Origin of the sequence: Gemmobacter megaterium (assembly GCF_900156815.1) — a bacterium.
Taxonomy (GTDB): domain Bacteria; phylum Pseudomonadota; class Alphaproteobacteria; order Rhodobacterales; family Rhodobacteraceae; genus Wagnerdoeblera; species Wagnerdoeblera megaterium.
Genome location: NZ_FTOT01000002.1, coordinates 240,121 through 259,658 on the forward strand (window position 1 = coordinate 240,121; position 19,538 = coordinate 259,658).

General features: G+C 66.1%; 14 protein-coding genes. 11 read left to right on the top strand and 3 right to left on the bottom strand.

Annotated features, from left to right (window positions below; all coding sequences use genetic code 11):
• Positions 1 to 31: 31 nt before the first annotated feature.
• Positions 32 to 1,819, bottom strand: coding sequence for a serine protease (locus BW970_RS05630; RefSeq protein ID WP_083701147.1), 1,788 nt, complete (start codon positions 1,817 to 1,819; stop codon positions 32 to 34).
• A gap of 133 nt (positions 1,820 to 1,952) precedes the next feature.
• Here BW970_RS05630 and BW970_RS05635 point away from each other — a divergent pair, with 133 nt between their 5' ends.
• The 3 genes from BW970_RS05635 to glyS are packed head-to-tail and all read left to right on the top strand — an operon-like array spanning position 1,953 to position 5,425.
• On the top strand, positions 1,953 to 2,885 hold the full coding sequence (locus BW970_RS05635) for a glycine--tRNA ligase subunit alpha (protein ID WP_076529445.1): 933 nt from the start codon (positions 1,953 to 1,955) through the stop codon (positions 2,883 to 2,885).
• On the top strand, positions 2,882 to 3,337 hold the full coding sequence (locus BW970_RS05640) for a DUF6446 family protein (protein WP_076529446.1): 456 nt from the start codon (positions 2,882 to 2,884) through the stop codon (positions 3,335 to 3,337). Before BW970_RS05635 ends, BW970_RS05640 begins: the two co-directional genes overlap by 4 nt.
• A 3-nt stretch (positions 3,338 to 3,340) precedes the next feature.
• Entirely contained in the window at positions 3,341 to 5,425 is a 2,085-nt protein-coding gene (glyS, locus tag BW970_RS05645; protein WP_076529447.1) for a glycine--tRNA ligase subunit beta, read from the top strand.
• 247 nt (positions 5,426 to 5,672) lie between these two features.
• Here glyS and BW970_RS05650 read toward each other — a convergent pair whose 3' ends face one another.
• Together BW970_RS05650 and BW970_RS05655 are read right to left on the bottom strand one after the other, a co-directional pair.
• Positions 5,673 to 6,302, bottom strand: coding sequence for a DsbA family protein (locus BW970_RS05650; protein WP_076530143.1), 630 nt, complete (start codon positions 6,300 to 6,302; stop codon positions 5,673 to 5,675).
• A 13-nt stretch (positions 6,303 to 6,315) separates the two neighbouring features.
• Complete coding sequence (locus tag BW970_RS05655; protein ID WP_076529448.1) at positions 6,316 to 6,849, bottom strand: DUF721 domain-containing protein; 534 nt, start codon at positions 6,847 to 6,849, stop codon at positions 6,316 to 6,318.
• An 87-nt stretch (positions 6,850 to 6,936) separates the two neighbouring features.
• On the opposite strand from BW970_RS05655, the gene BW970_RS05660 reads away from it, so the two are divergent.
• The 8 genes from BW970_RS05660 to zapE all read left to right on the top strand — a co-directional run bounded on the left by BW970_RS05660 (position 6,937) and on the right by zapE (position 19,522).
• Positions 6,937 to 7,977: an A/G-specific adenine glycosylase gene (locus BW970_RS05660; RefSeq protein ID WP_076529449.1), complete on the top strand. Its 1,041-nt coding sequence runs from the start codon at positions 6,937 to 6,939 to the stop codon at positions 7,975 to 7,977.
• Between the two features lie 90 nt (positions 7,978 to 8,067).
• Positions 8,068 to 9,225 (top strand): alkane 1-monooxygenase, encoded by a 1,158-nt coding sequence (locus BW970_RS05665; protein WP_076529450.1) that lies wholly within the window; start codon positions 8,068 to 8,070, stop codon positions 9,223 to 9,225.
• Between the two features lie 312 nt (positions 9,226 to 9,537).
• Positions 9,538 to 13,155: an Ig-like domain-containing protein gene (locus BW970_RS20290; protein WP_083701148.1), complete on the top strand. Its 3,618-nt coding sequence runs from the start codon at positions 9,538 to 9,540 to the stop codon at positions 13,153 to 13,155.
• Between the two features lie 72 nt (positions 13,156 to 13,227).
• Positions 13,228 to 14,544: a TolC family protein gene (locus BW970_RS05680; RefSeq protein WP_083701149.1), complete on the top strand. Its 1,317-nt coding sequence runs from the start codon at positions 13,228 to 13,230 to the stop codon at positions 14,542 to 14,544.
• On the top strand, positions 14,541 to 16,874 hold the full coding sequence (locus BW970_RS05685; RefSeq protein WP_229740462.1) for an ATP-binding cassette domain-containing protein: 2,334 nt from the start codon (positions 14,541 to 14,543) through the stop codon (positions 16,872 to 16,874). Before BW970_RS05680 ends, BW970_RS05685 begins: the two co-directional genes overlap by 4 nt.
• Positions 16,871 to 18,043 (top strand): HlyD family type I secretion periplasmic adaptor subunit, encoded by a 1,173-nt coding sequence (locus BW970_RS05690; RefSeq protein WP_076529453.1) that lies wholly within the window; start codon positions 16,871 to 16,873, stop codon positions 18,041 to 18,043. Before BW970_RS05685 ends, BW970_RS05690 begins: the two co-directional genes overlap by 4 nt.
• Before the next feature lie 94 nt (positions 18,044 to 18,137).
• Positions 18,138 to 18,341: a YgaP family membrane protein gene (locus BW970_RS05695; RefSeq protein WP_076530149.1), complete on the top strand. Its 204-nt coding sequence runs from the start codon at positions 18,138 to 18,140 to the stop codon at positions 18,339 to 18,341.
• Between the two features lie 86 nt (positions 18,342 to 18,427).
• Positions 18,428 to 19,522 carry a cell division protein ZapE gene (zapE, locus tag BW970_RS05700; RefSeq protein ID WP_076529454.1) on the top strand — a complete coding sequence of 365 codons (1,095 nt, stop codon included), beginning with the start codon at positions 18,428 to 18,430 and terminating at the stop codon, positions 19,520 to 19,522.
• The last annotated feature ends 16 nt before the right edge of the window (positions 19,523 to 19,538 follow it).

The following is a 19,538-nucleotide window of genomic DNA, read 5'->3' on the forward strand; positions in this document are numbered from 1 at the left end:
CGTCCCGCCCGCCGCCCGAACCCGGAGGGATCTAGTTCCAGCAGGCGACCTGCACCGTCATGGCGGTGCCTGTCGCGGTCAGGTCTTCGGGGGACATCAGGCCGATGGGCGCAGGGGGCACAGTGCTGGCCATGCCGCGTTCCGCCAGAAGCGTCGCAATGGCCGTCGCAGGGGTCAGGTAAAAGACCCCATCGGGCAAGATGCGTGCGGGATCGACCGACGCGGGCTGCAACAGCCCGATGACCAGCCCGTCGGCGCCCAGCACCGGACCGCCGACATCCCCCGCCAAGGCAGGCAGGCTCAGCCGGGCACGGGTCTCGGCCCCGGTCAGATCGGCCGCAGCCTCGAACCGGCCAAAGGTCATGGTCGGCAGGGGCAGGTCTCCACCATAGGAATACCCGGCGACCGCCACATCCGTACCCGGCACCGGAAGGCGGGTCGCAAGTTCGGCATGGCCCAGCGGGGACAGCGCAGCGGCCGGGCGCAGAATGGCCAGCCCCGACACGGTATCCGCCGCCAACACCGATGCCTCCAGCCCTGCATCCAGCGTGATCCGGGCGCAGCCCTCGACATTGGCTGCTGCGGTCAACACATGGCCCTGTGCATCCGCATAGAACCCCGAGGCAGACCGCGCAGGCCGCCGCACCTCGACACCGGCCAGCAACCCGGCCCGTGTGGCTTCGTCCAGCGGCACAAGGCCGGGATCCAGCACGCGATCGCCAAACGGACGGAAGCTGGACTTCATCGCCTGAAGCACGCGGGTGGTGCGGGCCGAATCGGCGGTACGGGCGGTGATCAGAAAGCCCCGGATCGCCCCACGGGTCAGCTCTGCCTGGGCATGGGCCTCGACATCGGCGGTCCGGCCCGCAATCTCGAATCCGCGCGGATGGCGGTTGCGCGGGCCTTCGGACGGCATGACGGCCAAGGACTGGATCATGTCATACAGACCATACAGCGCCTCTTGATCCCCCGGCTGGCTGATCAGCCAGACCTGCACACCGCTGTCATCGCGGGCGGCGTATTGCGCAAAGGGCGGCGTGTAGCGGTCAAAGACCACCAGACCCAGCGGCAAGGAAATCTCGATGCCCGCCTCTTCGTCCCGCACGATTTCCAGCCCAAGTTCGGCCAGATCGGCCTGCCAGCCGTCGATCAGCGCGCGGCGCTGATCCGACAGCAGAACCCCGGTTGCCTCGGCCCCCTGCCCGGCCTGCCATGCGGCAATGGCCCCACGGGTGCCCGGCCCGAAGGCGCCGTCGATACCGGCAGTATAGACACCGTCCCATTGCAGGGCGCGCTGGATATCCATGCGTTCCTGGCGGGTCAGGGCGGCCTCTGCCCGGCGGGCCTCGGCCAGCGTTTCTACGGGCGGGGCCAAGGGAACCGCCTCGACCGGCGATGTCACCACAGGCGCAACCGGCTGCGGGGTGGCGGGTGGGGCGGCAGCGGCCTCCGGCTCTGGCGAGGCGGTCGTCACCTCTGCCCCGGCAGGCGGCCAGAACTGGCCGCGATACAGCCGCCCATCGGCAATGAAGCTGTCGCCAGGAACCCGCCCCATGGCGCGCAGATCGGACAGCCGGGCCGCCGCTTCGTCCGCAGCATAGGGGCCAAGCGCAATGGCAAACCACCCCGAGGCAAGGGCATGGCCGCTGACATCCGGCAGACCCATCGCCCAGTCGCGGGCACGATCCTCGGCGGCGGCGCGCGAATTCTTTGCCTCGATCTGGATCCAGACCTGCGCCTCGGCCCGCGCCGCACCCAGCCAGAGCATTGCCATCGCGGCCATCACCAGCGCCGCCACCATTCCCGAAATACGTTGCATCCTGCCCTTTCGCCCTTCCTGTCCAGCGACGCCAGAGGCGTCAATCCGGCCCTTGCGGACAATCACACCGAAGCGGCGATTGACCCTTCCCTGCCTCTTGCCTATGAGGACAGGGCTTTTCAAGAGGTCTGCCATGGCTGAAAGCCCCGAGAAACCCCGCAGTTTCCAGGAAGTGATCCTGCGCTTGCAGAATTACTGGGCGGCCCGTGGCTGCGCGGTGTTGCAACCCTACGACATGGAAGTCGGCGCCGGAACCTTCCATCCGGCCACCACATTGCGCGCGCTGGGATCGCGGGCATGGGCAGCCGCCTATGTCCAGCCCAGCCGCCGCCCCACCGACGGGCGCTATGGCGAAAACCCCAATCGCCTTCAGCACTATTATCAGTTCCAGGTCATCATCAAACCTTCGCCCCCCGACCTGCAGGATCTGTATCTGGGCAGCCTGCGCGCCATCGGGCTGGATCCGGCGCTGCACGACATCCGCTTTGTCGAAGATGACTGGGAAAGCCCCACTTTGGGCGCCTGGGGCCTGGGATGGGAGATCTGGTGCGACGGCATGGAAGTGTCGCAATTCACCTATTTCCAGCAGGTCGGCGGGCATGACTGCAAGCCTGTCTCGGGCGAGTTGACCTATGGGCTGGAACGGCTGGCGATGTATGTGCTGGGGGTGAGCCATGTCATGGACATGCCCTTCAACGATCCGCAATCGCCCATTCCGCTGACCTATGGCGACATCTTCCGCCAGACCGAACAGGAATACAGCCGCCACAACTTTGACGGCGCGACAACCGACATGCTGCTGCGCCATTTCGAGGATGCCGAGGCGGAATGCGACCGTCTGCTGGCCATGGAACCGGCGGATCCGCGCTTTCGCGGTCGCGCGAATGTGATGGTCCATCCCGCCTATGACCAGTGCATCAAGGCCAGCCACCTGTTCAACCTGCTCGACGCGCGCGGCGTGATCTCGGTGACCGAACGGCAGGCTTATATCGGGCGGGTGCGCGCATTGGCCAAGAAATGCGCCGATGCCTTTGTCGGCACCGAAGCCGCAGGGGCAACCCCGTGACCGGACGCATTGCCGCGATTGCCATCGTGCTCTCTGCCATTGTGGCCGGGGCCGCCATGTACTGGATGCAGGTCTATGCGTTCTACGACCGGCTGCCGGAAACGACCGTGCTGCGCGTCAGCACGGAAACCGGCGTTCAACCGCTGTCGCTGGCCGCATTCGAGGGGATCGACGCCAATTCCTCACCGCTGCGCTTTCGCGCCTGTGCCCGTCTGGCGGAGATGACCGAGGTGGCCCATGCCCTGCCCGCAACCGACCCCGACCCGCTGACAGCGCCGGGCTGGTTCGGCTGTTTCGACGCCGAGGCCATCGGAACCGCCATCAAGCGCGGCGAGGCCACGGCCTATCTGTCCGAACGCGAAATTCATCGCGGGGTGGACCGCCTGATCGCGGTATTCCCCGATGGCCGGGCCTATGCCTGGCACCAGCTCAACGGCACGTTGGAGGATTGATCCATGCCGGACCTTCTGATCGAGCTTTTCTCCGAGGAAATCCCGGCCCGTATGCAGGGCCGCGCCCGTGACGATCTGAAAAAGCTGGTCACCGACGGATTGGTCGAGGCAGGCCTGACCTATGCCAGCGCGGGCGCCTTTTCCACCCCGCGCCGGCTGGCGCTGACGGTGCAGGGCCTCAGCGCCCATTCGCCTGCCCTGAAGGAAGAGCGCAAGGGCCCGCGCACCGATGCGCCCGAGGCCGCGCTCGCAGGCTTCCTGCGCTCGACCGGGCTGACGAAAGAGCAACTGGAAATCCGCGACGACAAGAAGGCGCAGGTCTATTTTGCCGTCGTCGAAAAACCGGGCCGCCCGGCTGCTGCCATCGTGGCCGAGGTGCTGGAAAAAACCATCCGCACCTTCCCCTGGCCCAAGTCGATGCGCTGGGGGTCGGGCAGCCTGCGCTGGGTGCGCCCGCTGCATTCCATCCTGTGCATCCTGAGCGATGAGGCTGGCACCGAGGTCGTGGAGATGGAGGTCGATGGCCTGCACGCCGGGGCCACCACCGAGGGCCACCGCTTCATGGCGCCGGGTCGCTTTGCCGTATCGTCCTTCGACGACTACGCCGCCAAACTGCGCGCGGCCAAGGTGATGCTGGACGCCACCGAGCGCGCCGATCACATCTGGAACCACGCCACCCAGACCGCCTTTGCCCAAAGGCTGGAAATCGTGCCCGATGCCGGTCTGCTGACCGAAGTGGCGGGGCTGGTCGAATGGCCGGTCCCGCTGATGGGGCCGATCGCCGATGACTTCCTGCATCTGCCGCCCGAGGTGCTGCAAACCTCGATGCGCGAGCATCAGAAATTCTTTTCGGTGAAAAATCCGAAAACCGGCCGGATCGAGAAATTCCTGACCGTCGCCAATACCGAAACCGCCGACCATGGCGCGACAATCCTGGCCGGCAATGGCAAGGTGCTGGCCGCCCGCCTGTCCGATGCCCGCTTCTTCTGGGACAACGACCTGCGCGAGGCCAAATCCGGCATGGCGAAATGGGCCGAAGGGCTGCGCAGCGTGACCTTCCACAACAAGCTCGGCTCTCAGGCCGACCGGATCGACCGGATCGCCGCGCTGGCCCGCGACCTGGCCCCGGTGGTCGACGCCGCTCCCGATCAGGCCGAACGCGCCGCCCGCATCGCCAAGCTGGATCTGCGCTCGGCCATGGTCGGGGAATTCCCCGAACTGCAAGGCACGATGGGCCGCTATTATGCGCTTGAGGCGGGCGAGGACGCAGCCGTGGCCGATGCCGCGCGCGACCACTATTCGCCGCTTGGCCCGTCGGATGACGTGCCGACGGCGCCGGTCTCGGTCGCCGTCGCGCTGGCCGACAAGCTGGACACGCTGGCCGGGTTCTGGGCCATTGACGAAAAGCCCACAGGGTCGAAAGACCCCTTCGCCCTGCGTCGCGCGGCGTTGGGAGTGATCCGGTTGGTGCTGGGGAACGGCGCGCGGTTTGGCTTGGGCACTGTCATTGAGGCCGGTCTGCGAAATTTCGAGGAGACAAAGCGATTCTACAAGGTCGCAGAGCTCGACCTCCTCGCCTTCATCCACGACCGTCTCAAGGTCTTCCTGCGCGACGAAGGCATCCGGCACGACATCATCGACGCCTGCCTGGCCATGCCGGGCAATGATGACCTGACCCTGCTGGTCAAGCGGGCGCGCGACCTGTCGGCCATGCTGGCGACCGAGGATGGCGCAAACCTGATCCAGGGGTTCAAGCGCGCCAACAACATCCTCACCCAGGCCGAAGCCAAGGATGGCGTCGAATATTCCTACGGCGCCGATCCGAAATTCGCCGAAGGCCCCGAGGAAGCCGCGCTCTTTGCCGCCCTCGATGCTGCCGAGGCACAGATCGCCCCCGCCATGCAGGCCGAGGATTTCGCCGCCGCCATGGCCGCCATGGCCACCTTGCGCGCCCCGGTGGATGCGTTCTTCACCGCCGTCCAGGTCAACAGCGACAACCAGATCCTGCGCCGCAACCGGCTGAACCTGCTCAGCCGCATCCGCACCACCTGCGGCCAGGTCGCTGATCTGTCCCGGCTCGACGGCTGATCCAACGCAAAAGAGGCCACCCCGGCGGCGGCCTCTTTCATCTTGCCCCAAATACCCAAGCCCGGTCCGCCCTGACGCGGTCCCTCGCAGCAGGGCAAGGATCCGCGGCACCCTTGCCGCGCCCTTGGCCCGCCAGCCGTTTCATCTTGCCCCAAATACCCAGACCCGGCCCGCCACCCGGCGGACCATCGGGTCAGGGGCGCGCGGTCACGGGGCACCGCGGCCCCGCAGCGCGCCGACCCGCCCCTCAGCCTGCCAGCAGACCGTCCAGCAGTTTCGACAGATCGGCATAGGTCATGTTGCCGTGCTTCTTGCCGTTGATGACGAACGACGGCGTGGAATCGATGCCATCCGCCGCGCTGTCCTTCTGAAACTTGGCCACCATCGCCTCGGCCATCGCGCCATCCTGCATACAGGCGTCCAGCGCCTCGTTGGTCAGCCCGGCCTTCAACCCGATCTTGCGCAGCGCCGCCACCACATCGACCGCACCGCCCGCCCCCGACCAGTCGGCCTGTTCGGCATAAAGCATGTCCTGAATGCCGAAATAGCGCATTTCTCCGCCACAGCGCGCGACCATCGCGGCCCACAGGCCGTAGCGGTCAAAATACACTTCGCGGTAGATGAACCTGACCTTGCCGGTGTCGATGTAATTGGCCTTCAGATCCTTGAACACCCGCGCATGAAAGGTCGCGCAATGCGGGCAGGTATACGAGGCATATTCGACCACCGTCACCTTGGCATCGGGATTGCCGATGACCAGATCAGCCACTTCGGGCGCGGTGGCCGGGGTTTCGGCAAGGGCCGGGCGCATCAGCCCCGGAATCGCGGTGGCCAGGGCCGTCAGCGCCACGGCGCCAAGCAGGGTTCTGCGGTTCATCGACATTCCTCTCTCAGGTGCGCTTGCGGGATAGGACATTCTGCGCCAGTTGCTCAAGCGCGCGGCGCAGGCCATCGTCTGCAACATCATGGGCAACCGCCCGTGCCTCGGGGCCGGGTTCGGGCAAGGCGCGCGGGGCGTCGGACCGGGGGCCATGAGCGAACTCTGCCTGCCCGTCGGCAAAGCCGGTGGCGGCGGTCTGGGTGATATGGATACGCGAAATGGCATTGTAGCCATAGACGGCGTTGACGCGCTCGCGCAGGCGTTCCTTGCGCATCTCGACCATCGGCGCATGGGCCGGGGCCACCAGCAGGGTCAGCGTCGCGCCGATACCTTCGCGGGTGTAGCCCACCTTGACCGGACGGCTGATCGCGGCCAGATCGGCGCCCGCAACCTCGGCCCAATGGGTCAGCAGGCGGGTGACGGCAAAGCCCCGCGTCTCGCCCGCCTTCTGGATGCGGCGCGACATCAGCCCGCCAGCCGGTTCGAACCCACGCATCCGGCGCGAGGGCGAGAAGGCATCGGGGCTGTCGGGCTTGCGCGCCATCGGCGGGGTTTTCCTTGCGGTATCGGTGGCTATTGTAGCCCAACAGGCGGTATGTGCCACAGTGCAGCGGGAAAGGGCACTTGAAATATGCGTGACAGTTTCGCCATCGACCTGCTGGGCTGGTATGACCGGCACGCCCGCGCGCTGCCCTGGCGCATCGGCCCGGCAGATCGCGCGGCGGGGATGCGGCCCGATCCCTACCGGGTCTGGCTGTCCGAGGTGATGCTGCAACAGACGACCGTCGCGGCCGTCAGGGCCTATTTCGCGCGTTTCACCAGTCTTTGGCCCGATGTTCAGGCGCTGGCCGCCGCCCCGGATGCGGCGGTCATGGCGGAATGGGCAGGGCTTGGCTACTATGCCCGTGCGCGCAACCTGCTGGCTTGCGCGCGGGCAGTGGCGGCGCAAGGTGGCTTTCCCGATGCCGAGACCGGGCTGCGCCGGCTGCCCGGTATCGGTCCCTATACCGCCGCTGCCGTGGCCGCCATCGCCTTTGACCGGCCTGCCGTGGTGGTGGATGGCAATGTGGAACGGGTGATCAGCCGCGTCTTTGCAGTTCACGAACCGCTGCCCAGGTCGCGCCCGCAGATCGCCGCGCTGGCCGCTACGGTGACGCCGCAGGATCGCCCCGGCGATTATGCCCAGGCGATGATGGATCTGGGCGCGACGCTCTGTACCCCGCGCAATCCGGCCTGCGGCATCTGCCCGGTGATCGCCCATTGCGAGGGCCGCCGCGCCGGGATCGCGGCCGATCTGCCACGCAAGCAGGCGAAACCGGCCAAGCCGACACGGCGCGGCGTGGTCTTTGTCGCGCGCCGTACCGATGGGGCCATGCTGCTGGAACGCCGCCCCGACCGTGGCCTGCTGGGCGGAACGCTGGGCTGGCCCGGCGGCGACTGGTCCGAGACCCCCGCCCCCGCCCACCCCCCTCTGGCCGCACAGTGGACCCCGCTCAACACCGAGGTGCGCCATACCTTCACGCATTTCCACCTGATCCTGTCGGTACAGATCGCCCATGCCGCACCGGATGCCGAACCGGACAGCGGCACATTCGTGCCCGACTTTGCCCCCAGGAGCCTGCCGACGGTGATGCGCAAGGTCTGGGACGCCGCTGCGCCGCATTTCACCTGAGGTGCGGCACGGCGCACCATTCCCCTGCGCGCGCCTTGCGCTATGATCCCGCCTGCGACCCGGACCGCCGTCGCCCGAAAGGACACCGCCATGCCTGCCGAACCGACCCGTGGCGCCAGGGAGATCCGCCGCCTGAGAAACGCTCTGCCCTTCTGGATCTCGTTGCTGTTGCTGCCGGTGGCATGGGTGGCGGCGACGGTGGGCGGCTGGGCGGTGCTGCTGCTGCCGCTGTTCGGCTGGGGCATGGTCACGGTGCTGGATATTGCGGGCGGGCTGGACGAGTCCAACCCGGACCCGCAGGTCGGCGAGGGGGATCTGCTCTGGTACCGGCTGATCACCCTGATCTGGTTTCCGGTCCAGTTCGTGACCGTGTTCGGCTGTCTGTGGTGGGCGACCCATGGCGGCATGGAGGGCACGCTGGAAAAGATCGGGCTGTTCTTCGGCCTAGGCGTGATTTCCGGCGCGGTCGGCATCGTCTATGCCCACGAGCTGCTGCACCAGCGCAACCGGGCGGAACGCTGGCTGGGTGATCTGCTGTTGGCGATGGTGTTGTATTCGCATTTCCGCTCGGAACACCTGCTGGTGCATCACCGCTATGTCGCCACCCCGCGCGATCCGGTATCGGCCCGCTACAACGAAGGGTTCCACCGCTATTACCTGCGCGTGCTGCGAAGCTGTCCGCCATCCGCCTGGCGGGCCGAGGCGCAGATGCTGGCGCGCAAGGGGCTGGGCCCATGGCATTGGTCGAACCCGTTCTGGAAATACGCCGCATTGCAGGGCGCGATGCTGGGCCTTGCCCTGGCGATTGGCGGCTGGGCCGGGCTGGGGCTGTTTCTGGTGCAGGCGTCCAGTGCGATCTGGCAACTGGAACTGACAAACTACATCGAACATTATGGGCTGACCCGGCGTCATCTGGGCGATGGACGATACGAACATGTCCTGCCGCGCCATAGCTGGAACGCCGCGCACAAGGTATCCAACTGGTTCCTGATCAACCTTCAGCGTCATTCCGACCACCATTACAAGCCGGATCGCCGTTTTCCGCTGTTGCAGACCTATACCGCCGACGAGGCGCCGCAACTGCCCTATGGCTATCCGGCCATGACGACGCTGGCCATGATACCCCCGCTCTGGCGCCGGGTGATGAACCCGCGCGTGCGCGCCTGGCGGCGGCAATTCTATCCCGACATCGAGGATTGGACCCCCTACAATCGTGGGCGGCTGCCAAAACCGCGCGGCGCGTCCTGAGGCCATGTCTTTGCCCGAAAATTGCCGCAATTCGATGGATCGGGCATCCGCCACAGGCAGGTTCCGGCCCTAGCTCTGTCCGGGCCGCGTGACTCAAAAACGCGAGATAGCGCCATACCGGCTGGCCAGACCCACAAGATGTGTCGATTCGGACACATATGCCCGCCCGATTCGCCGATCCGCCCCATTTTCCGCACACGATTCGAATCGGGGAATTTTCCCACTGGCGATTGTGGCGGTCGTTGGGTATCTTCGTGGCAATAACAGAGAAAAAGCAGCCCAAGCGCTGCGGTCTGAGGCGGAGCAGTAACTATGGCTAAGGCGATTGATTTCGTCTTGCGCTCGCGTATGGGCGCAATTCGGAAAGGTGTGATCTCCGACGGTGACAACACCACCAGCATTGACCTGACAGGGGGCGGCGATGTGTCGCTGAACCTGCGCAAGGCCGATGTCCTCGGATATGTACGCGACGGCAACGATCTGCACATCACCCTGGCAGATGGGCGCATGGTGGCGGTCAAGGGCTATTTCGGCGCTTCGGGGCCCGCGAACCGGCTGTTCCTGTCGACCGATGGCGACATCACGATGGTGGCGCTGGATGGCGGACCCGAAAACAGCATGGTGCCGACCTATGGCCGCACCGACGCCTGGGGCAAATGGAGCCCGAATGACGCGCTGACCTTCCTGAACGATGTCGACGTCGCACCGGGCGAAGACGATATCGCGGGCATGGCCCCGTTTACACCGGCACTGCTGGGTGGGATCGGTGGCGGCCTGGGACCGGCCGCAGCCATCGTCGGCGGCGCCACGCTTCTGGCTGCCTCCAGCTCTGGCAGTTCCGCAGATCCGACGGAGCCGACAGAACCAACGGAACCGACAGAGCCAACGGAGCCAACGGAGCCGACAGAACCAACGGAGCCGACAGAACCCACGGAGCCGACGGAACCGACAGAACCAACGGAGCCGACAGAACCCACGGAACCAACGGAGCCGACAGAACCCACGGAGCCGACGGAGCCAACGGAGCCAACGGAGCCGACAGAACCCACGGAGCCAACGGAACCGACGGAGCCGACGGAACCGACAGAACCCACGGAGCCGACAGAACCCACGGAGCCGACGGAACCGACAGAACCAACGGAGCCGACAGAACCCACGGAGCCGACGGAGCCAACGGAGCCGACAGAACCCACGGAGCCAACGGAACCGACGGAGCCGACGGAGCCGACAGAACCCACGGAGCCAACGGAACCGACGGAGCCAACGGAGCCGACAGAACCCACGGAGCCAACGGAACCGACGGAACCGACGGAGCCGACGGAGCCGACAGAACCCACGGAGCCGACGGAACCGACAGAACCAACGGAGCCAACGGAACCGACGGAGCCGACGGAACCAACGGAGCCGACAGAACCCACGGAGCCGACGGAGCCAACGGAGCCGACAGAACCCACGGAGCCGACGGAGCCAACGGAACCGACGGAGCCAACGGAGCCAACGGAGCCGACAGAACCAACGGAACCGACAGAACCCACGGAGCCGACGGAGCCAACGGAACCGACAGAACCCACGGAGCCGACAGAACCCACGGAGCCGACGGAACCGACCGAGCCGACCTGCCCGACCGATCCGACAGAGCCAACGGTTCCGACAGAGCCGACCGAGCCAACGGAACCGACAGAACCCACGGAGCCGACGGCACCGACCGAGCCGACAGAGCCCACGGTTCCAACGGAACCGACCGAGCCAACGGAACCGACAGAACCCACGGAGCCGACGGCACCGACCGAGCCGACCTGCCCGACCGATCCGACAGAGCCCACGGTTCCGACAGAGCCGACCGAGCCAACGGAACCGACAGAACCCACGGAGCCGACGGCGCCGACCGATCCGACTTGCCCGACCGATCCGACAGAGCCCACGGCTCCGACAGAGCCGACCGAGCCAACGGAACCGACAGAACCCACGGAGCCGACGGCACCGACCGATCCTACCTGCCCGACCGATCCAACAGAGCCCACGGTTCCAACGGAACCGACCGAGCCAACGGAACCGACAGAACCAACGGAGCCAACGGCACCGACCGAGCCGACCTGCCCGACCGATCCGACAGAGCCCACGGTTCCGACAGAGCCGACCTGTCCGACAGAGCCGACCTGCCCTGTCACCGACGTCGATCCTTCGGTCGACAATCCGGGTGCGACATGGCTGATCACCGGCAATGACGCCGCACAGCGGATCAGTGTCACGGGCTGGGCTCCTGCCGGATCTGCGGTGGTCGTCGTCCTGGGCGGCAAGGCGGTGGCAGCCACCACCGGCGCCAATGGCCGCTGGGAGGTCGCCTTCGAGGGCGGCACACTCCCTGCGGATGGGACCTGGCGCGCCTCTGTCACCGTCACCGAACCAAGCGGAGAGGTGACGCATCTTGCCGGGCCACGGGCCATCATCGACCTGACCCCGCCGGATCTGGACCTGACCGCAGGCACCGAAAGCACCGGCCATGTGTTCGATACGGAGGACCGCGCCGATGGCGTGGAAATCGGCGGCACATCGGAACCCGGCGCCAGGATCACCATCACGCTGGAGGGCGTGGCTGGTGGCACCGCAACGGTCTGGGCCGGAATGGATGGCACATGGGACGTCACCTTCCCCGCCGGAATGTTCCCGACCGGCAACTATGAACAGCCGATCTCGGTCATGGCCGAAGACGCCTATGGCAATGCTGTCACCACCCGCGACGCGGTGGTCATCGACGCCCATGGCTGCGGCTGTGCCCGGATCAGCATCGATCCCGTGACCGCCGACAACACCGTCAACGCGGCCGAGGATCAGGCCGGCGTGACACTGAGCGGAACAGCCATGGCAGGCGCCACCGTCAGCCTGGTTCTGAAGCTGGAGAACGGCGAGACGCTGGAGGCGGAAACCACCGCCAACACCGCCGGGCTGTGGTCGGCACGGTTGCCCAAGGATCTGCTGCCGGATGGCGAATATGGCGCAACGCTGATTGCCACGGCAAAAGGCACGAACGGGGCCGAAGTGCGCGACGTGCACGAATTCCGGGTGGATACGCTGGTGAACACCGGCGAGATCCACGCCGACAGCGTCACGGGCGATGGCATCGTCAATGCAGCGGAACTGCTGGGCGGCTTCGTGCTCACCGGCAAGACCGAAGCAGGGGCCACCTCGGTCGATGTGCATTTCGAAGGGGTGCGCCGCGCGGCCACCGTCGCCAGCGATGGCAACTGGAGCGTGACCTTCGGTCCCGGCGAGATCGCGGGCGGCGAGTTCAGCTCGGCGGTCACGGTCCGGGCGGTCGATGCCGCAGGCAATGTGCGGATCGACACCGCGCTGATTGCCGTCGACAGCATCGCCCCCGAAGCGGCCCGGATCACCGGCGCCACCCATGGCACGGCAGGCGCATTGGGGCTGGCGACCGAGGGCGACGCCACGCTGTATGTGGTGGATGAGGACGGCCACAGTGCCGTCGCCTCGACAAGCTATGCCACACCGGCGGGCCAGATGCATTTCTTCGATGCGCCCTTGCCGGACGGCAGCACGCTGGTGGTCAGCAACATGGATGCGGCTGGCAACCGCACCGATGCGCTGGTGGTGCTGGGCGACGAAGGCCGGACCGAACTCGACCTGTCGCGGATGGATCTCGACGGGTTCCAGATCGCCGAAATCGACCTTGGCTTTGCGCCCGAGGCCAATCTGGTGATCACCGAGGCACAGTTGCGCGACCTGTCGGGCAGCACCGATGCGCTGGTGGTGCACGGCGATGCACAAGACACCGTCACGGCCCTGGGTGCGCAGGCAACCGGCGCCAATGTCGAGATCGAAGGCAACACCTACCACGTCTATACGCTGGGCGATGCAGGCGCGACGCTGATCGTGGGCGAGGACGTGACCGTCCATACCTCTGTCATCTGACGGGGCCTGTCCGACAGGGTCTTTGCCCTGTCGGACCTTACCATGTGACGAGTCGGAAAAGGGAACGTGGCCATGGTCGATCCGGCATACCGCGCCCTGATGCGGGGCGTATCTCTGGCCGGTCTGGCGCTGGCGCTGTCGGGCTGCATGGGCGGATGGACCCCCGGTGCCGGTGTCACGAAATCCGCGCAATCTCCGGGCCAGGAGGCGCTGGCCTCACGCCCTGAACGCAAGGTCGAGGGGTCGGCGGTCATCGCCGATCTGGCAGGCCGGCGCAGCATCCTTCCCGCCGGTTCCAGCTATGACCACATCGCCCGCGCGGTGCTGGCCGCCGATGCGGGCAGCGCACAGGCCGAATTGCGCGTGAAGCGACTGACCGCCGAGGCGCGGTCCAAGAACTGGCTGCCGTCGCTGGGCCCGTCGGTCAGCCTGACCTCGCTGAGTTCGGTGGCCACATCCTTGCTGTTGAACCAGACGCTGTTCGATTTCGGCCGCCGCAAGGCCGAGCGTGAATATGCGGTGGCCGATGTCGAGGTGGCGGCAGTAACCCTGTCGGTCGATGCGAACCGCAGGGTGTTCCAGGCGCTGAGCCTCTATGTCGATGCAGAGGCCGCGCGCGCCCGCACAGCCGTTGCCCTTGATGCGCTGTCCCGTCTGTCCGATTTCGACCGCATCATGGCCCTGCGCGTCCAGGGCGGGGTCGCCAACATGTCGGAGCAGACAGTCCTGCGCCAGAAACTGAACGAAATGCAGGCCACGCTCCAGGCCGACCGTGACGCCGAACTGCTGGCGGCATCGGAACTGGACCAGATGGCGCAGGCGCCGGTTTCGGGATCTGCCGGTCTGACAGAGTTGCCGGGCGCCATGCCGGGTGTCACGCCGCTGGCCGTCCGGCTTGCAGAGGCGGAAAAGGAACGTACCATTGCCGAACTGAAGGTCAACCGCGCGGACTATCTGCCGGGGCTGGGGGCCAGCAGCAATCTGGGCAAGGGTGGCATCGGTGTGTCGGGCGATATCGACAACGGGCTGGGTCTGGGCAGCAAGGCGGCGCTGGAAGCGGTGAACGCCGGGGCCGATGCGGCCGTCGCGCGGGTGGCACAGTCCGGGCAGGATGCCGCACGCAAGAAACAGGCGCTGGAACTGAAAATCGCAAACCTTGACCGGCAAAGCGCGGCACAAGCCGATGTGGCCCGGCAGATGCGCGACAACCTCCGGCGGTTCGAACAACAGTACAAGGCCGGGGTGCGACCGCTGATGGATCTTGTGACGCAGCACGAATCCCTTGCCGCAATGGAGCGTGATCTGGTCAACATGCGGCACGAACGCGCCCGCGCCCGGCTGGAAATCGCGCGCGATCTTGGCCTTCTGGCGGATGGGGCCGGGATATGACGGACAAGGTTGTCTCGTTCGACATGGGTGCGGCGCGCAGGGCGGGTCAGTCGACGCTGACCCCGCTGTCCCGCAGCGCAAGCCGCATCGAACGCGCCGCCACCACCGACCCTGCACCGCCGCCCTCTGCCCCGGTGCAGGACCAGCGCATCGGCGCACCCACAACGCCAGCCGCCCGCCCCCGGCCCGGACTATCGGCGCGCGCCAGGGCACGGGCCGAACTTGCAGCGGTCTATGCCGGCTGGCTGGGCACAGAGGTGCCACTCGCGGAACTGACCGAACATCTGATGCGCGAACATGGTGAGGCGCCGGTCGGCCTGACCGAATTGGCGGCAGCCCTGCGGTGTCATGGGCTGACCACCAGCGTCGAGACCACGCGCGCCCCCGCTGCCGGTCTGTGGCCCGCACTGGCCCGGATGACCAGCGGGCAACTGATCCTGGTCCTGTCGCAAGAGCGCGACACGCTGACCATCTACGACGCGACCCAGCCCGACCGCCGGGCCGAAGTCCCCGTGGCGGAATTCGCACCGTTCTTTGCCGGAGAGACCCTGCGCGCACGCCCGACCCTTGGCCAATTGACTAGGGCGCATACCGGCACGGGCAAGCCGCCGCATTGGTTCTGGGGCGAATTTCGCCACCATCGCCGCGCCTTTTCCGAAGTCGCCCTCGGGTCGTTCGTGGCCAATGTGCTGGCGGTGGCCGTCGCGCTGTTTTCGCTTCAGGTCTATGACAGGGTGATCCCGCATCAGTCGCAAGCCACGCTCTGGGTTCTGGCGATTGGCGCCGGGCTGGCGCTGCTGATGGAATCCATGCTGAAGCTCGCCCGCGCGCGGTTGATGGACAGCGCGGGCCGCCGGATCGAGCTGTCGATCCAGACCCGGCTGATGGACCGCCTGCTGGGCATGAAACGCGAGCCCGGCGGAGCCTCGCCCAGTTCGCTGTTCCAGGCGATGCGCGAATTCGGCTCGGTGCGTGAATTCTTCACCGCCTCGACCGTGGGAACCGTGGCCGACCTGCCCTTTCTGCTGCTGTTTCTGGTGCTGATCTGGTCGATCGGCGGGCCAATCGTTGCCGTGGTGGTGCTGGGCGGGATCCTGATGGTGATCCCCGGCTTTCTGGCGCAAAAGCGCATGGTGCGGCTGACGCAGGAAACCCATGGCGCGGGCGCCCGGTCGGCCCGGTTGCTGCACGAGACGATCTTCGAGGCGGAAACCCTGCGCACCCAGCGGGGCGAGGCGCGGGTCCGGCGGCTGTGGGCGGAACTTTCGGCGCTGACCTCGCTGAAATCCTCGGATCAGCGGCGGCTGGCATCGCAACTGACCTATTGGGCGCAAGGCGTTCAGCAGGCCACCTACATCACCACCGTCGTCATCGGCGCCTATATGGTGTTTGCCGGCGAGTATACGGTTGGCACCATTATCGCCATCGGTATCCTGACCGGGCGCACGCTGGCGCCGCTGTCGCAGTTGTCGGCGACCTTTGCGCGCTGGTCCAACGTCAAGACCGCGCTGGAAGGGCTGGAAACCATCGCCTCTGCCGATCAGGTCGAGGCCGAGGATCGCAGCTATCTGCGCCGCGACCGTATTGGCGGCGCCTGGGAGATGAAGGGCATCGCCTTTCGCTATGATGCCGATGGCACGGCGACGCTGGACATTCCCGCGCTGGCGATCACAGCGGGGCAGCGCATTGCCGTTCTGGGCCCGAATGGATCGGGCAAATCCACCTTCCTCAAGCTGCTTGCCGGGTTGTATGCGCCCAGCGAAGGGCGGCTGATGCTGGACGGTGTGGAAATGGCGCAGATCCACCCCCGCGACCTGCGCCGCTCGGTCGGGTATCTGGGGCAAGAGGTGCGGCTGTTCGCCGGAACCCTGCGCGACAACCTGAACCTCAGCCAGTTGGAACGCGACGACGACCGCCTGTTCGCCGCGCTGGAATTCGCCGGGCTGGCCCCCTTTGTCAAAGGGCATCCCAAGGGGCTGGACATGGAAATCCGCGATGGCGGCGAGGGGCTGTCGGTCGGCCAGCGCCAAAGCATCGGCTGGGCCCGCATCTGGTTGCAGGATCCGCGTGTCGTGCTGCTGGACGAACCCACCGCCGCGCTGGACCAGACACTGGAGGCGACCGTCGTGTCCCGGCTGGGGGCCTGGCTGCAGGGGCGCACGGCCATCATCGCCACTCACCGCGTGCCGATCCTGGCGCTGACGGACCGTGTGCTGATCCTGCAGAATGGCAAGCTGGCCGTGGACGGCCCGCGCGAGGCGGTGCTGGCCCATCTGATGAACGGCAAGGGCAACGCCCCCCGGCCGCAGACCGAGGTGCGTACCGGATGACCACCACATTCGAACAGGATCTGGAAGATCGGTCACGGATGCCCAGCCTGACCATCCGTCTGGTGGCCGCGACCGTCGCCCTGTTCATCGGCTGGGCCGCCTTTGCCACGGTCGATGAAATCGTGCGCGGCAACGGCGAGATCATTCCAACATCGCGGCCCCAGATCATCCAGAACCTCGAAGGCGGGATTCTGGCCGAGTTGATGGTGCGTCAGGGCGATGTGGTGAACCCCGGCGATGTGCTCGCCCGGTTGTACGGCACCCAGTTTCAAAGCCAGGTCGATGACCTGACCGCCCAGATCGACACGCTGGAAGTGCGCCGCCTGCGGCTGGAGGCCGAAGTGGCCGGGCACCACAGTTTTGACCTGCCGCCCAGCCTCGCCGCGCGGGTGCCCGACATCGCCGCATCGGAACGCGCCTTGCTCGTGGCCCGTCAGGCCGATTACGAAAGCCGCCGCGACGGCACCAAGCGGGTGCTGGATCAGGCCGCCAAGGAACGCAGCCTGCTGGAAGACCTGCACAAGAAGGAAATCGTCTCGCTGATTGAGGTGACCCGCGCGCGCAAGGCCCATTCCGACGCAGAGAACCGCCACAAGGAGATCATCACCCAGAGCGGGCTGGACCGCGCCAGCGAGCTGTCGGACACACTGAAGGAACTTGCCTCTTTGCGCCAGACGCTGAAGGCAGCGCAGGACCAGTTGAACCGCACCATCCTGACCTCGCCCATGAAGGGCATCGTCAACAGCCTGTCCGTCACCACCATCGGCGGTGTTGTCCGGCCCGGCGAGGAAATCCTCCAGATCATTCCGCTGGACGAGGAATTGTTCATCGAGGCCCGCGTCAAACCTCAGGACATTGCGAACGTCAAACCCGGCCAGAAGGCAACGATCAAGCTGTCGGCTTATGATTATACGATCTATGGCGCGATGCATGGCGAAGTCACCTTCGTCTCTGCCGATACGTTCAAGGACGAACGGTCACGCGACGAGCAGACCTACTACCGCGTCACAGTTTCTGTGGACATGGCGCATCTGTCCGAACGGCAGAGCACGCTGGAAATCCGCCCCGGTATGCAAGCAACGGTCGAACTGCACACCGGATCCAAGACGGTGCTGCATTACCTGACCAAGCCGCTGTACAAATCCCGCGAGGCGCTGCGCGAAAAATAGGAATCACATTCTAACTATTGAATTTGAATATATGAGCCGCTATATCGACAGGAACGGCAGGCGCGGGGCCTGCCTGCAACCTTTCGGATCCGCCATGACCCTTGATCGCGCCGTCCTGATGTTCGCTGGCTTTGTTGTCCTGCTCAGCCTTGCACTGGGGTATTTTCTGTCGCCCTACTGGTTCCTTCTGACCGCCTTTGCCGGGCTGAACATGATTCAGGCCTCGATCACCGGGTTCTGCCCGGCCGCCATGATCTTCAAGCTGTTCGGCATCAAGGAAGGCTGCGCCTTCCGCTGATCCTGCGCCACCACTCGCAGTGTGGGGGTCGTCCGTTGCGCGGGCGGCCCCTTTTCCTTTGGCGCGCTGCGCTGTAATCCGGGGGCATGAACACCCTGCCCCAGATCTACGAAACCCGCGTCGCCGATGGCAGCCTGCGCCCGGATCCCGCGCAAAAGGCGGTTCTGCCCCGGCTGGAAGAGTTGCGCCACTGGTTGGAAAGCACGGACGCACGGCCCAAGGGGCTGCTGTCCGGCCTGTTCCGCAAACCCCCTGCCCCGCCAAAGGGTCTGTATCTGTGGGGGGGCGTCGGGCGCGGCAAATCCATGCTGATGGATCTGTTCATCGACACTCTCGCAATTCCGGCCAAGCGCCGGGTGCATTTCCATGCCTTCATGCAGGAAATCCACCATGGGATGCACGCGGCGCGCAAGACCGGGGTGGATGACGCGCTGGCCCCGGTGGCCGCGACGGTGGCGCGGGATCTGCGACTGCTTGCATTCGACGAGATGCAGATCACCGACATCACCGACGCGATGATCGTGGGGCGGCTGTTCCAGATGCTGATGGATGCCGGCGTGGTGATCGTGACCACCTCGAACCGGCCTCCGGACGATCTGTACAAGAACGGGCTCAATCGCGGGCTGTTCCTGCCCTTCATTGATTTCCTCAAGGACCGGATGGAAATTCACCATCTGGAAAGCCCGAACGACTATCGCCAGCACAGGCTGGAAGGGGCGCAGGTGTATTTCGCGCCCGCCGATGCCAAGGCGAAACGGGCCATCGAGGAAATCTGGGGCGATCTGACCGGCGGCGGCACCGGGGACAAGCTGAAACTGGTGGTGAACGGCCGGGATCTTGTGCTGGATCAGGTGCAGAACGGCGTTGCCCGCGCCAGTTTCTGGGATCTGTGCGGCCGCCCCTTGGGGGCTGCGGACTTTCTGGCCATCGCCGATGCGGTGCGCGTGCTGATCCTGGAGGACATTCCCCGCCTGTCCGCGGCGAATTACAACGAGGCCAAGCGGTTCGTCACACTGGTCGATGCGCTGTACGAAGGCAAGGTGCGCCTGATCGCCTCGGCGGCGGATGTGCCCGAACACCTGTACATGGAAGGCACCGGCGCCTTCGAATTCGAACGCACGGCAAGCCGTCTGCGCGAGATGCAGGGCGAGGATTGGGGCCGCGACACCGCAGCCCCCTGACCTGCCGGGGCGCGCA

Excerpts from the sequence above, each read along its gene's own strand:
- BW970_RS05630 (WP_083701147.1), bottom strand. The coding sequence starts at position 1,819 with ATGCAACGTATTTCGGGAATGGTGGCGGCGCTGGTGATGGCCGCGATG.
- BW970_RS05635 (WP_076529445.1), top strand. The coding sequence starts at position 1,953 with ATGGCTGAAAGCCCCGAGAAACCCCGCAGTTTCCAGGAAGTGATCCTG.
- glyS (WP_076529447.1), top strand. The coding sequence starts at position 3,341 with ATGCCGGACCTTCTGATCGAGCTTTTCTCCGAGGAAATCCCGGCCCGT.
- BW970_RS05650 (WP_076530143.1), bottom strand. The coding sequence starts at position 6,302 with ATGAACCGCAGAACCCTGCTTGGCGCCGTGGCGCTGACGGCCCTGGCC.
- BW970_RS05655 (WP_076529448.1), bottom strand. The coding sequence starts at position 6,849 with ATGGCGCGCAAGCCCGACAGCCCCGATGCCTTCTCGCCCTCGCGCCGG.
- BW970_RS05660 (WP_076529449.1), top strand. The coding sequence starts at position 6,937 with ATGCGTGACAGTTTCGCCATCGACCTGCTGGGCTGGTATGACCGGCAC.
- BW970_RS05665 (WP_076529450.1), top strand. The coding sequence starts at position 8,068 with ATGCCTGCCGAACCGACCCGTGGCGCCAGGGAGATCCGCCGCCTGAGA.
- BW970_RS20290 (WP_083701148.1), top strand. The coding sequence starts at position 9,538 with ATGGCTAAGGCGATTGATTTCGTCTTGCGCTCGCGTATGGGCGCAATT.
- BW970_RS05680 (WP_083701149.1), top strand. The coding sequence starts at position 13,228 with ATGGTCGATCCGGCATACCGCGCCCTGATGCGGGGCGTATCTCTGGCC.
- BW970_RS05685 (WP_229740462.1), top strand. The coding sequence starts at position 14,541 with ATGACGGACAAGGTTGTCTCGTTCGACATGGGTGCGGCGCGCAGGGCG.
- BW970_RS05690 (WP_076529453.1), top strand. The coding sequence starts at position 16,871 with ATGACCACCACATTCGAACAGGATCTGGAAGATCGGTCACGGATGCCC.
- BW970_RS05695 (WP_076530149.1), top strand. The coding sequence starts at position 18,138 with ATGACCCTTGATCGCGCCGTCCTGATGTTCGCTGGCTTTGTTGTCCTG.
- zapE (WP_076529454.1), top strand. The coding sequence starts at position 18,428 with ATGAACACCCTGCCCCAGATCTACGAAACCCGCGTCGCCGATGGCAGC.